Annotated in this window: 13 protein-coding genes; 7 read left to right on the forward strand and 6 right to left on the reverse strand. The window is 71.3% G+C overall.

Going from position 1 to position 12,297, the window contains the following annotated elements:
* Window positions 1-86: 86 nt before the first annotated feature.
* Together ACFVZH_RS36685 and rfbA are read right to left on the reverse strand one after the other, a co-directional pair.
* Window positions 87-1,160 (reverse strand): nucleotide disphospho-sugar-binding domain-containing protein, encoded by a 1,074-nt coding sequence (locus ACFVZH_RS36685; protein WP_384904421.1) that lies wholly within the window; start codon window positions 1,158-1,160, stop codon window positions 87-89.
* A 59-nt stretch (window positions 1,161-1,219) separates the two neighbouring features.
* The gene (gene rfbA / locus ACFVZH_RS36690; RefSeq protein ID WP_384904423.1) at window positions 1,220-2,089 is read right to left on the reverse strand and encodes a glucose-1-phosphate thymidylyltransferase RfbA; all 870 of its coding nucleotides are present in this window, start codon (window positions 2,087-2,089) and stop codon (window positions 1,220-1,222) included.
* A 206-nt stretch (window positions 2,090-2,295) separates the two neighbouring features.
* Here rfbA and ACFVZH_RS36695 point away from each other — a divergent pair, with 206 nt between their 5' ends.
* Complete coding sequence (locus tag ACFVZH_RS36695) at window positions 2,296-3,357, forward strand: Gfo/Idh/MocA family protein (RefSeq protein ID WP_384904424.1); 1,062 nt, start codon at window positions 2,296-2,298, stop codon at window positions 3,355-3,357.
* A 79-nt stretch (window positions 3,358-3,436) separates the two neighbouring features.
* Here ACFVZH_RS36695 and ACFVZH_RS36700 read toward each other — a convergent pair whose 3' ends face one another.
* From ACFVZH_RS36700 to ACFVZH_RS36715, 4 genes are all read right to left on the reverse strand, one after another.
* Complete coding sequence (locus ACFVZH_RS36700; protein WP_384904426.1) at window positions 3,437-3,889, reverse strand: nitroreductase/quinone reductase family protein; 453 nt, start codon at window positions 3,887-3,889, stop codon at window positions 3,437-3,439.
* An 89-nt stretch (window positions 3,890-3,978) separates the two neighbouring features.
* Complete coding sequence (locus ACFVZH_RS36705) at window positions 3,979-4,575, reverse strand: dTDP-4-dehydrorhamnose 3,5-epimerase family protein (RefSeq protein ID WP_384904427.1); 597 nt, start codon at window positions 4,573-4,575, stop codon at window positions 3,979-3,981.
* An 18-nt stretch (window positions 4,576-4,593) separates the two neighbouring features.
* Window positions 4,594-5,256 (reverse strand): sulfotransferase family protein, encoded by a 663-nt coding sequence (locus ACFVZH_RS36710; protein WP_384904429.1) that lies wholly within the window; start codon window positions 5,254-5,256, stop codon window positions 4,594-4,596.
* Between the two features lie 18 nt (window positions 5,257-5,274).
* Window positions 5,275-5,712, reverse strand: coding sequence for a carboxymuconolactone decarboxylase family protein (locus tag ACFVZH_RS36715; RefSeq protein ID WP_376490740.1), 438 nt, complete (start codon window positions 5,710-5,712; stop codon window positions 5,275-5,277).
* Between the two features lie 297 nt (window positions 5,713-6,009).
* Here ACFVZH_RS36715 and ACFVZH_RS36720 point away from each other — a divergent pair, with 297 nt between their 5' ends.
* The 6 genes from ACFVZH_RS36720 to ACFVZH_RS36745 all read left to right on the forward strand — a co-directional run bounded on the left by ACFVZH_RS36720 (window position 6,010) and on the right by ACFVZH_RS36745 (window position 12,160).
* Window positions 6,010-7,314: an amidase gene (locus ACFVZH_RS36720; RefSeq protein WP_384904431.1), complete on the forward strand. Its 1,305-nt coding sequence runs from the start codon at window positions 6,010-6,012 to the stop codon at window positions 7,312-7,314.
* 2 nt (window positions 7,315-7,316) lie between these two features.
* The gene (locus ACFVZH_RS36725) at window positions 7,317-7,538 is read left to right on the forward strand and encodes a hypothetical protein (RefSeq protein ID WP_384904433.1); all 222 of its coding nucleotides are present in this window, start codon (window positions 7,317-7,319) and stop codon (window positions 7,536-7,538) included.
* A 2-nt stretch (window positions 7,539-7,540) separates the two neighbouring features.
* On the forward strand, window positions 7,541-9,043 hold the full coding sequence (locus ACFVZH_RS36730) for a glutamine synthetase family protein (RefSeq protein ID WP_384904435.1): 1,503 nt from the start codon (window positions 7,541-7,543) through the stop codon (window positions 9,041-9,043).
* A 70-nt stretch (window positions 9,044-9,113) separates the two neighbouring features.
* Entirely contained in the window at window positions 9,114-9,908 is a 795-nt protein-coding gene (locus ACFVZH_RS36735) for a DUF3050 domain-containing protein (protein WP_384904437.1), read from the forward strand.
* A 30-nt stretch (window positions 9,909-9,938) separates the two neighbouring features.
* Entirely contained in the window at window positions 9,939-10,274 is a 336-nt protein-coding gene (locus ACFVZH_RS36740) for a 4Fe-4S dicluster-binding protein (RefSeq protein ID WP_384904439.1), read from the forward strand.
* Window positions 10,271-12,160, forward strand: coding sequence for a hypothetical protein (locus ACFVZH_RS36745; RefSeq protein ID WP_384904441.1), 1,890 nt, complete (start codon window positions 10,271-10,273; stop codon window positions 12,158-12,160). The genes ACFVZH_RS36740 and ACFVZH_RS36745 overlap by 4 nt, the downstream gene beginning before the upstream one ends.
* Window positions 12,161-12,297 lie beyond the last annotated feature (137 nt).

The raw sequence follows: 12,297 nt of genomic DNA on the forward strand, positions 1-12,297 counted from the left end.
ACCCGCGGCCTCGGGGGCTGGTATTTTTTAATAAGACACCGCGTTCGGGCCGGCGGGTCTGATGACCGGCCGGCCCTTCCGCGTGGTCAGACGGCGACGAGGGCCTCGAGTTCGAGCAGGACCTCGGCGGGGGTCGGCAGCGAGAAGGACTCCGCGGCGAGCAGCCGGGTCCGCTCGGCGTACCCGGGGTCCGACAGGATCGTCCGGCACGCCTCGACGATCACCTCGTCGGCGTCGCGGCCGGCCAGGCGGTGCTTGTCGACCATCAGCGCGGCGCCGAAGCCGGCGACCGACTCGGCGACGGCCTTGCCGTACCCGTTGTCGGGGATGATCACCTGCGGTACGCCCGCGTTGACCAGCGTCATCGCGGTGGTCGCCCCGCCGTGGTGGACCGCCAGGTCGCAGGTGGGGGCGACGACGTCGAGGGGCAGCCAGCCGATGCGCACGTCGCCGAGCTCGGAGCCGTACTTCTCGGCGGCCTCGGGCAGCGCCGCGATGAGGACCTCGGCCCCCGTGCCGGTCAGCTCGTCCACCAGCTTCCGCAGCGAGCTGCCGGGGGTGTCGAGCATCAGGTTGCGGGTGCCGGCGGTGATCAGCACACGGCGGCGGCCCTCGGGGCGGGTGTACATCCACGGCTCCAGGCGGCGCTGGCTCACCCGGGGGACCCAGCGCATCGACCGGGCCGCGGGAGCGCCCTCGGGACGGACCGACGGCGGGCACAGGTCGATGAAGAGGTCGGGGTCCGGCAGCTCGGCCAGGCCCAGGCGCTCCAGCTCCGGCTGGAGTTCCGCCACCGCGGTGCGGTCGCGGCGGGCCATCGGGGCGATGTGCCAGATGTGGCGGACGTAGGGGACCTTGAGGCGGGCGGCGAGCAGCCGGGGCACGTGCGAGAGGCCGCCGACGACCAGGTCCGGGGTCCAGGACCCGGCCAGCTCCAGGAGGGCGTCGAGCCGGACGGTCGCCGTCATGGACTCCTGGCCGTACCGCATGCGCTCGGGGGTGATGCAGACGGCGGGGAGGCCGACGGAGGCCGCGGCCGCCATCAGCGGCTCGTCGGCGGCGAGGAGGATCTCGTGCCCCGCGTTCCGCGCGGCCGAGGCGAGGGGGGCGACGCCGAAGACGGCCGCCTGGCTGCCTCCGACGGTGAACAGTATTTTCATGGAGGTCGAACCTCTTCCGTGAGAATGCGGATCAGATGATTCCGGGCCCCTTCCGGGGCTCAGCCCGCCTCGGCCATTTCCATGATGTATTGGCCGTAGGCCGATTTCGCGAGGCGGCTGCCGAGCCGGTAACAGGTCTCGCGGTCGATGTAGCCCATACGCCAGGCGATCTCCTCGAGGCAGGCGATGCGCACGCCCTGGCGGTGTTCGAGGACCTGGACGTAGTCGCCCGCCTCCATCAGCGCGTCGTGCGTTCCGGTGTCGAGCCAGACGAAACCGCGGCCCAGCGGGATCAGCGTGGCCTCGCCCCGCTCCAGGTAGACGCGGTTGAGGTCGGTGATCTCCAGCTCGCCGCGCTCCGACGGCTTCAGCTCCCGGGCGATGTCCACGACCTGGTTGTCGTAGAGGTAGAGCCCGGTGATCGCGAGGTTGGTCTGCGGCTTGGCGGGCTTCTCCTCCAGGGCGATCAGCCGTCCCCGGGAGTCGAGCGTGCCGACGCCGTACCGCTCCGGGTCGCGCACCGGGTAGCCGAAGAGGACGCAGCCCTCCAGGTCCTGCGAGGCGCGCTGGAGCATGGGGCCGAACTCGTAGCCGTGGAAGATGTTGTCGCCGAGGACCAGGGCGACGGAGTCGTCGCCGATGTGGTCGCAGGAGACGAGGAACGCGTCGGCGAGACCCCGGGGCTTGTCCTGCTCCGCGTAGGTCAGGTTGATGCCGAGCCAGGAGCCGTCGCCGAGCAGCCGGCGGAACATCTCCTGGTCCTCGGGGGTGGTGATGATCTCGATGTCGGTGATCCCGGCCAGCATCAGGGCCGACAGCGGGTAGTAAATCATCGGCTTGTCGTAGACCGGGAGCATTTGCTTTGATACACCGAGGGTGATCGGGTGGAGCCTCGTACCATTGCCGCCGGCCAGGATGATGCCCTTCACCGTGGCGCCTCCTCAATCTATTCGGTGCCAATCTGGCGGATGCCCGCACTTTATATCGGGAGAACGCACAGCCGAAAGACACCTCACTCGGGGCCGGGAAGAGTCAATACCGGCGGCATTGACGAACAATGCCCCGCTTCTCCATGCTGACCTCATCCCGGTTCAGGCACGCGAATTCCTCTTGTCGTTTAGGTGGATCTGTGAATATGGAAGCTCTGACACCCGTTCAGGAATCCGATCGGAAGCCCGGCATCGGCATCGGCATCATCGGGTGCGCCGACATCGCCGTGCGGCGGGCCCTCCCGGCGATCGAGAAGTCACCGTTCCGGCTGGTGGCGGTCGCGAGCCGTTCCCGGGAGAAGGCCGAGGGCGTCGCGGCCCCGTTCGGCTGCGAGGCCGTCGCGGGGTACGACCGGCTCCTCGAGCAGCCCGGCGTCGACGCCGTCTACATCCCGCTGCCCAACAGCGAGCACGCCGAATGGGCGCGCCGGGCGCTGAAGGCGGGCAAGCACGTCCTGATCGAGAAGCCGGCGGTCTCCACCGAGGAGACGGCGCGGGAGCTCGTGGCGCTCGCCGAGGAGCGCGGGCTGCTCGTCATGGAGAACTTCGCGTTCCTCCGGCACCCCCAGCACGACCTGGCGCGGTCCCTGCTCGCCGACGGTTCCATCGGCGAACTCCGGTCCTTCAACGGCGTGTTCGGCATTCCGCCGACCGACCCGAACGGGATCAAGTACCAGGCGGAGCTCGGCGGCGGGTCGCTGTGGGAGGTCGGCTGTTATCCGGTGCGCGCGGCCCAGGAGTACCTGGGTGCGGCGCCGACGGTGCTGGGAGCCGGCCTGGAGTTCGCCCCGGAGCTCGGCGTGGACGTGTCGGGCGTGGCGCTGCTGCGCGACGACGCCGGCGTCACCGCGAACTGCTCCTTCGGCCTGTCGCACAGCTACCGGTCGACGTACGACCTCTGGGGCACCGAGGGGCGGCTGACCCTGGAGTGGGCCTTCACCCCGTCGCGGGACGCCCGTCCCGTGCTGGTCCTGGAGCAGCGGGACCGGGTGACCCGGATCGCGGCGCCGGCCTCGGACCAGTTCCTCGGGGTGTTCTCGGCGTTCCACGACGCCGTCGTCGACCCGGCGGCGCGCGCGGCGCACCACCAGGACCTCGTGCGGCAGGCCGAGTTGATGGCCCGGATCCGCGCGCACGCCACGGCCGCGGCCCCTGCGGCCGCCGTCCCCGCGGCCACCGCCGCAGCCACCCCCGCCGCCGCTCTCTGAGCGGCCGGCGGGGCCGCGGTACGACGAACGGCAGCCGGTGTCCACGGACACCGGCTGCCGTTCTTTCGTGCGGCCGACCCTACAGAGGGGTGATCTTGACGATCGGGTACTGCCGCTCGGACTTGCCCTGGTACTTGATCATCCGGGGCTGCGCGGTGGAGATGAGCTTCCACGCCTCCTCGCGCTCCTCGCCCACGAGCTTGACGGGCGTGACCTTCACGGGGCCGCTGCCGGGCAGCTCGACGGTCGCCTTCTCCGGGTTGGCCATCAGGTTGGTGTACCAGTCCGGGTTCTGGGTGCCGCCGCCCGAGGCGATGCTCAGCCAGGCGTCCTTGCCGTCACCGAACCAGGCCACGGGCGTCACGCGCGCCTGGCCGCTGCGGCTGCCGACCGTGTTCAGGATGAGGACGTCCATGCCCATGAACTTGGCCTTGCCGTCGCGCACCTTGCGGATCATCCGGGCGTTCATGCGCTTCTGCATCCACCGGGAGAACGCCCCGGGCGTTCCCGGCTTGCGCTTGGTCTCCGCCATCGCCACCTCCACACATTTCCCGCGCCTCACGGCGCGATATCAAATCCGAATTCTTGCGTTCATCGACCGGGCCCGCTACCTGAATACGTTCAGAGAGCGAGAAAAGGTCGCGGCAGGCACTGCTCGTAGGTCGGCAGCAGGCCGGCGGCCGCGGCCTCGGCCAGGGTGGGGGCCACCGCGTCCTTGTCCGAACGGATGGGGGGTTCCGTCAGGTCCCACGGCAGTGCCAGCTCCGGATCGAGCGCGTCGACGTCGATCATCGTCCCCGGCACGTACTCCTGCGAGCAGAGGTAGCTCATGCACGTGTCGTCGGTGAGGGCGAGGAAGGCGTGGCCGACCCCGTCGGGCAGGTAGACCGCCGTCCCCGACTCCGGGCTCTGATAGGTGACGTCGTAGTGGCCGAACGTCGGCGAGCCCACGCGGAGGTCGACGGCGATGTCGAGCGCGCTCCCCCGGACACACGTGACGAACTTCGCCTGGCCGGGCGGGACCTTGGTGCCGTGGATGCCCCGGAGGGTGTTCCGCTTCGACACCGAGTAGTTGACCTGGCGGACCGAGAACTCCCAGCCGCTGGCCTCCAGCAGGGCGCTGGTCTTCACCGACTCGAAGAAGTACCCGCGCCGGTCGCTCAGCGGCTCGGGTTCGACGCGGTACGCGCCGGGGACCGACATTTCCGTGATCAACACCGCTTGCTCCTCGCTGACTCAGCCGGCGGAGACCGGGCCGGCTCCGGCCGCCGCGGCGATCCGCTGCCGCATGGCCGCGGAGTCGTTGGCGTGCGGGAAGTCCTCCTGGGGGACGTCGACACCGAGGAAGGCGCACAACGGCTCCCACCCCTGCTTCACGTCGTAGACGAGGACGTTGTCCGCGCCCAGGACGCGTACGACCTCCTCGTTGTGGCGGTGGTACGCCGCGATGGCGTGGTCCTTGTCCTCGAACCGGCCGTCGAAGACGCCGTCCCACACCATCGTGCCGGTGACGTTCAGCAGCCGCGCCTGCCGGGAGCCGGGCTCCGGCGGGTGCTCGGCGCTCTTGAGCACGAACTGGTAGAGCGTGTCGTACGTGCTCTTGTACCAGCCCTCGGCGTCGCGCACCGTGAGGATCACCTTGGCCTCGGGGAACGCCTCGCTGATCTGCCGGTAGTAGACCGCGCAGGGTCCGTCCACCGCGGAGGTGTACCCCTCGTACAGGGCGGGCCAGTCGGCGGTCTCGCCGCCGCAGACGATCTTCTCCCACTGCTCGAGTCGCCGCTCGTCGCCGACGATGTCGAACATGTGGAAGCAGGGGCCGAGACCGAGCCGGTCCAGGGCCACCTGCAGGGACGTCGTGCCGGTCCTGCCGAGACCGGCGTTGATGAGCTTCAGCACGGTGCCGTGTCCCCTTCCTCAGCGAAAGGCCGCGGGTTCCTGGCGGGTGGCCACGTTCACGCGGTTCCAGAAGTTGACCAGGCCGATGTGCATGACGATGGCACCGAGCTGCTCGTCGTTGTAGTACTTGGCGGACTCCTCCCAGACCTCGTCCGGAGCCATGTCCACCGGGTCCGTCATCAGGGTGACGGCCTCGGCCATCGCGAGGGCGGAGCGCTCGGCGTCGTCGAAGACGGTCTGGTTGCGCCAGTCCGACACCTGGGCCAGGCGCTTGTCCGCCTTGTCCGCGATGTCCTCAAGGGTGTAGACGCGGCCGTTGATCTCGCTGACCAGCAGCCGGACCAGGTCGAGCGTCGTCTGCGGCACGCCGACGTTGCCGATGACCTCGGTCAGGTCGAGCAGGGGCTGCAGGGCGCCGGGAACGACCAGCGAAGGGTTGTCCATCCGTGGACTCATCGGGTCTTCTCCTGTGCGATTAAGTAGCGTGTGAGTGCGTGTCAGTACGTTGAATTACCTCGGAAACATGCTGCTCTCCGCCCTTCACCTGCGCAAGAAATCCCGTTCAAGTGCGGAATGCAGCAGATGCAACGCGACGCAATCCGTAAGTTGCCAGGAATTCAGACGATGACCTGTAGTGGTCTCGTGTCAGAGTCCACCGCAACGAAGAGCCGGCAGCCGATCTGTCACGGCATTCAGGAAACACGCCAATTACTTCTCGAAGGTCATTCCACGGTCGCCGGGCACGTCGAGGACGTGCTCGGCGCCATCCGTGGGACGGACCCGGAGCTCGGTGCGTACGTCGAGGTGGCCCGGGCGCGTGCGCTGCGGGAGGCCGAGGCGGCCGACCGGCTCGTCGCCCGCCTCGGCACGGCCGCCTTCCGCGGCCGGCCGCTGCTCGGCGTCACCGTGTCGGTGAAGGACCTCATCCAGACCGAGGAACTCCCCACCCGGCGCGGGTCGTTGCTGCCCAACGACCGGACCGCCGCCGACGCGCCCTCGGTGGCGCGGCTGCGGGCGGCGGGCGCGATCGTGGTGGGGAAGACGACGACGTCGGAGTACGGGTGGAGCGCGAGCACCGTCGGCCGGCTCGGCTCCCCCACCCGCAACCCGTGGGCGCTCGACCGGACGGCCGGCGGGTCCAGCGGCGGTTCGGCGGCCTCGGTGGCGGCGGGCCTGTGCACCGCCTCGCTCGGCACCGACGGTGCCGGATCGGTGCGCATTCCCGCCGCGTTCTGCGGGGTCGTCGGCTTCAAGCCCTCGTACGGGCGCATCCCGTACGTGCCGGCGTGTGCCGAACGGCTCTCCCACGTCGGGCCGTTGGCCCGGAGCGTGGCGGACACCGCCGAGCTGATGGCGGTGCTCGCGGGGCCCGACCCCCGCGACCCCGACTCGGGAACGGCCCCGCCCGCGGCCCCGGCGGCGCCGACGCCGCTGCGCGTGGGCTGGATCGAGTTCCCCGGGACGTCCGGCGCGGTCCGTTACGTCACCGAGGGCGTCCTGCCGGTGCTGGCGGCGCTCGGGCACCGCGTCGAGCGGATCGAGGTCCCGTTCCCCGACCCGTACGGCGCCCTGGTGGACATCCTCGCGGCCGCCGACGCGCACGGCACGGCGCCGGAGGACGACCCGTGGTGCGACGAGGGCCGGCTCGCGGTCGTGCGGTACGGGCGGTCGCTCGGCGCCGCCGCCGTGGCGCGCGCCGAGGCGACCCGGCTCGCCCTGCGGACGCGGCTGGCGTCGGTGATGGAGACGTACGACCTGCTGGTCATGGCGACCGTCCCGATCGAGGCGTTCGCCGCCGACGCGATCGCCCCGCCGTGGGCCGCCGACCCCGCGGACCTGCGGTGGCTGGCCTGGGCCCCGGCCGCGTACCCCTTCAACCTCACCGGCCAGCCCGCCCTGTCGCTGCCCGTCGGCCTCACGCCGGCCGGGCTGCCGGTCGGGCTCCAACTCGTGGGCCGCGTCGGCGACGACGGCCTGGTCCTGTCGGCCGCCGCACTCCTGGAGTCGGCGCTCGGCCTCACCCTGACTCCCCCCGGCAGCACGACGGAAGGAAGATGACCATGGCTCCCAGGACGCTCGACGACGACCTCGTGCTCTCCGCCGCCGAACTCTTCTCCACGGCGCTCGCCGCGCTCCCGACGGATGCCGGGCGCCCCTCCTCCGTCCCCGGGCCCGCGGGCCCGGCCGACGACGACCTCTTCGCCCTGTCCGCCGCCGGGCTCCTCTCGACGGCGCTCGGCCTCACCCTGACCCGTCCCGGTGTCACAGCGAAAGGCAAGTGATCATGGTTTCCAGATCGTGGTCCCGGATCGGCGGTGAGAGCGGCGTCGGACGCCCCTCGTTCGTGGCCGAGTTCGGGCTCTGGGACGACCGTCAGGCCGCCGCGGCCGAGCAGGTCGAACTCCAGCTGGACGACGTCGACCTCGTCCGGGTCGTGTTCTGCGACCCGCACGGCCTCGCCCGCTCCAAGACCGTGCCGGCGGACGTCTTCCGCTCGGTGCTGCGCAACGGCATGGACTTCAGCGCCGGCCCGTTCCTCTTCGACACCGGTCACGCGGTCGCCGTCGACTTCCTCGCCGACGCCGGCGTGGGCGTCGGCGAACTGCTCGGCGCGGGCGACTTCGTCCTCGTGCCGGACCCCCGCACCTTCCAGGTGCTGCCCCGGGACGGGGCCAGGACCGCCTGGGTGCTCGGCGACGAGTACCTGCGCGACGGCACCCCGCACCCGCTCTCCGCCCGGGGCGTCCTGCGCCGGGTCTGCGCCGCGTACGCCGACAACGACCTGGCGCCGGTCATCGGACTCGAACTGGAGTGGTACCTCACCCGGCTGACCGGCGGCCCCGTCGGCAACGCCGGCAACGGCTTCGGCCTCCAGGGAGCGGCGCCCGAGGTGGCGGCCGTGAACCCCGGCTACCAGTTCAACCTCGACAGCGCCTACGACTCGGTCGCCGACATCGCCGACCCGCTCGCGGCGATGCTCGTCCGACTGGGCCTGCCGCTGCGGTCGTTCGAGCACGAGTCGGGCCCCGGGCAGCTGGAGACGACCTTCAACCCGATGCTGGCGCTCGACGCCGCCGACGCCATGCTGCTGCTGCGCACCCAGCTCAAGCAGGAGTGCCGGCGGCGCGGCCACCACGCCTCGTTCATGACCCTGCCGCGCCTGGAGAGCTTCGACCCCAGCGGCTGGCACCTCCACCAGTCCGTCAGCAGCACCAAGACCGACGTCAACCTCTTCGCCGAGGGCGACGGACTCCAGGACGCCATCTCCGCCGAGGGCCAGGCGTACATCGGCGGCCTACTCTCCCGCGCCCGCGAGCTGTGCCTGCTGTCCGTGCCGACCGTGAACGGATACCGGCGCCTCTCCCCCGAGTTCACCCTCGCCCCGACCTCCGTCGACTGGCGGTTCGAGGACCGCAGCGCGATGGTCCGGGTCCTCAGCGGCGGCAGCTCGACCCACGTCGAGAACCGCATCGGCGAGCCCTGCGCCAACCCCTACCTCGCCATCGCCTCGCAGCTGCACGCGGGCCTCGAAGGGCTGCTCTCCGGCGTGTCCCCCGACCGCGTCGACCGCCCGCCGCTGCCCCGGACCCTGCCCGAGGCCATCGAGGCGTTCCGCGCCAGCGACAGCGCCGAACGGCTGCTCGGCGCGCCGCTCAAGGAGTGCCTGGCGAAGCTCAAGGAGAGCGAGGCCGCCCGGTTCGACGCCTGGTGCGCCGCCGAGCTGCCCGACGGCCCCGCGGCCGAGGTCACCGAATGGGAGCAGCGCGAGTACTTCGGCGCCTTCTGACCGGCCGCCCCACAGACCCCGCACGCCCGACAGCACACCCGACACACCCGACCCGAAGGAGAGAACCACCATGTCGCGTTACGAATGGGATGGCACCAACCCGGCCATCGAGACGCTCAAGGGCGCCATCGAACCGGCCCGCCAGAAGGTGCTGAGCCACGCGATCTACCACCAGCTGGACTCGGTGGACGCGGTCGTCACCTTCATGGAGCACCACGTCTTCGCGGTGTGGGACTTCATGTCCCTGCTCAAGTCCCTCCAGCGGCAGCTGACATGCGTCGAGGTGCCGTGGCTGCCGTCGGCCGCCACCGGCAGCCGCCGGCTCATCAACGACATCGTGCTGGTCGAGGAGAGCGACGAGCTGGGCGAGGGCTTCATCAGCCACTTCGAGCTGTACGTCGACGGCATGCGGCAGGCGGGCGCCGACACCACGCGCATCGACGCCTTCATCGGCCTGCTGCGCGAGGGCCGTCCCGTCCCGGCCGCCCTCGACGAGGCGGGCGTGCCGCGGTCCGTGGCCGAGTTCGTGGGCACGACCTGGGACTTCATCGACAACGCGCCGGTGCACTGCCAGGCCGCGGCGTTCGCCTTCGGCCGCGAGGACCTGATCCCCGACATGTTCGACCAGGTCGCCGCGCTCGACGCCGGTCACGGCACGCTGTCGACCTTCGTCGACTACCTGCGCCGCCACATCCAGGTGGACGCCGAGGAGCACACCCCGATGGCCATGCAGATGCTCGCCGACCTGTGCGGCGACGACGAGGCCAAGTGGACCGACTGCGAGGCCACCATCGACCGCGCGCTCGCGGCCCGGACCCGCCTGTGGGACGGAATCTCCGACGCGATCACCGCCAACACCCGTTGAGGGGAAGACTCTTGTGAGGGGAGCACATTCATGGAGAGGGTGAAGGACACTCCTTCCGTCACCGCCACCGGACGCGCCGAGCGGATCGCGACGCGGTCCCGGGACGCGAACTGGAAGAAGGCTCCGCGTCGCATCGAGACGTCGGAGTGCATCACCTGCGACACCTGCCTGCGCAGCTGCCCGTCCGAGTTCGGGGCGATCTTCGACGACGGTCTCAACGTCGTCATCGTGCCCGAGCTCTGCTCGGGCTGCCCGGTGTGCGTGATGGTCTGCCCCGTCGACTGCATCTACGTGGACGAGGAGTGGACCGCGACCGAGGCCCGCATGTGGGAGCACATCGACCTGACAGCGGGAGGCACGGCATGACGTTCCCCACCGAGCGGGACGGCACGCTCCCCCGCCGGGCGGCGCTGGCGAAGGCACGGCAGAGCCGGCGGCCGAGCCGGCTCGGCCGGCAGGCCGGAGCCGCGGACGAACCCGACTACCTGGTGCCGCAGGACACCGGGTTCCCGGCGCTGCTGCGCCAGACCTGGCAGCGGGCGGTCGACGCCCCCGACCTGGCCACCTCCGTCGACGTGCTGCTGACGCTCGCCGGGCACGTCCCGGCGGACATCCAGCTGCGGGCGCTGCCCGTGGCGGACGAGACCGCGCTGAAGGTGCTCGTCGGCCGGTCGTGGCGGGGTGACGCCCGGTCCGCGGACCGGGCCGACGGCGCGGGGACCGCGTTCCTCGGCGAGATCGGTCTCGACCGGTCCGGCCGGCTGGCCGTCCGGGTACCGTCGAAGGGCCCGCTGGGCGGCGAGGCCGACCTGGTCGACGGCGTCCTGCGGGTGCCGTGGTCCGCCGAGGACCTCGCGGACTACCAGGTCGAGCTGGCCCTGGCCGACGACCGGTGGCAGGCGTCGGTCGCCGACTGCCGCCAGTACCTGCTCGCGGCGGGCTCGGACGGCCGCCGCGGACTGCTCGAGAACCTCACGGAGGCGGCCCTGCGGACCGCGCCGTTCATCCTGTACGCGGGTGAGCGGCAGTACACCAACTTCCGCGACCGCAACACGCTGACGGGCAAGACGCTGCGGCCGGGGCACCCCGACTGCGCGCTGAGCACCCTGGCGGCGGTTCCGCTGGAGCTGTGGTCGGACAGCGACGTGCTCCTGGTCGTCTGCCTCACGCTCCTCGTGCGCTCGTCCGGTTACGGCCGGATCGAGGAGGCCAACGGGACGCAGCTCACGCTCGACCACGTGGCGCTCCTCTTCGAGCGGACGCGGACCGCGTACAACGCGGCCGACGCCACCCTGCCCCCGGTGCCGGCCCCGGCCTCGCACGGGGTGGCCGCGCTCGGCGAGCTCGCCGACGCGCTCGCCACCCGGCGCCGGGAGCTGATGGGGACCGGCACCGTCCAGCTCTACCGGGAGATCTACGGCCCGTTGATGCACAAGATCGAGCGGGTCGCCGGGCCCGTGAAGGACGACGCGAAGCAGCTGGAGGCAGCGCTCTGCGCCCGCCTGCGGGAGGAACTCCCGGTCATGGGCGACACCCTCGCCGAGCTGACCGCGGACGTGGAGTCGGCGCCCGGCTGGCTGGCCGAGCCGCACGGCGAGTTCGGCACGGGCCTGGAGTCCCTGGTGTACGAGACCGTGCGGGCGGCGACGGCGGTGTTCGACGCCGACTTCGCGATGAGCCGCGGGATGCGTTCGCTGCCCGCGCTGATCGAGGCGCTGCGCGCGGAGGAGTTCCCGAAGATCGCCGCGTGGGAGATCCCGCACTTCTTCTGCTGTGTCGTGCCGTCGCCGGAGTCCCGCCGGCTGTTCGGCGGCTCCGCCTCGCACCTGGCGGACACCGCGTGGGCCATCTCCTCGCGGATGCAGTACAACTCGTGGCACTTCCTGGTGGGGAACCTCCCGAAGGTGCCCGAGATCGCGGCCCGGGACCACTTCGTGCCGCCGGCGATCCCGGACATCGCGTACTACTCCGACCAGCATCACAACGGCCATGTCGCGGCCAAGGTGCGCTTCACCGTCCGCAGTCCGCAGGCGGTGGAGGTCCTGGGCCGCAAGTTCAACGGGTTCATGGACCTGCGGCTGCTGCGCTGCGAGGGGCTGCCGTTCGACGAGCAGGACCTCCTGGCGGCGGACCGGGTGTCCGCGTTCATCGCGCGGGCGACGAGCCTGGCCGCCACGCTGGCCGCCGAGGGCGCGCACATCGAGGTCGCGTCGTTCGACTCGCAGTGGCACTGGGACAAGATCGCCGCCTAACGCGGCAACGGCGGAAACCACGTGGGGGCCCAGGCGGACCCCCGGGGCCCCACGGGGTGGGGTGGGGGCGGTGAGAAGCCCACCGGCGGCTCGGCGGAGCGGGGGTGGACGGCGCGGGTGCGGTTGCACTCGATGAG

It is taken from the genome of Streptomyces sp. NPDC059534 (assembly GCF_042743475.1).
GTDB lineage: Bacteria > Actinomycetota > Actinomycetes > Streptomycetales > Streptomycetaceae > Streptomyces.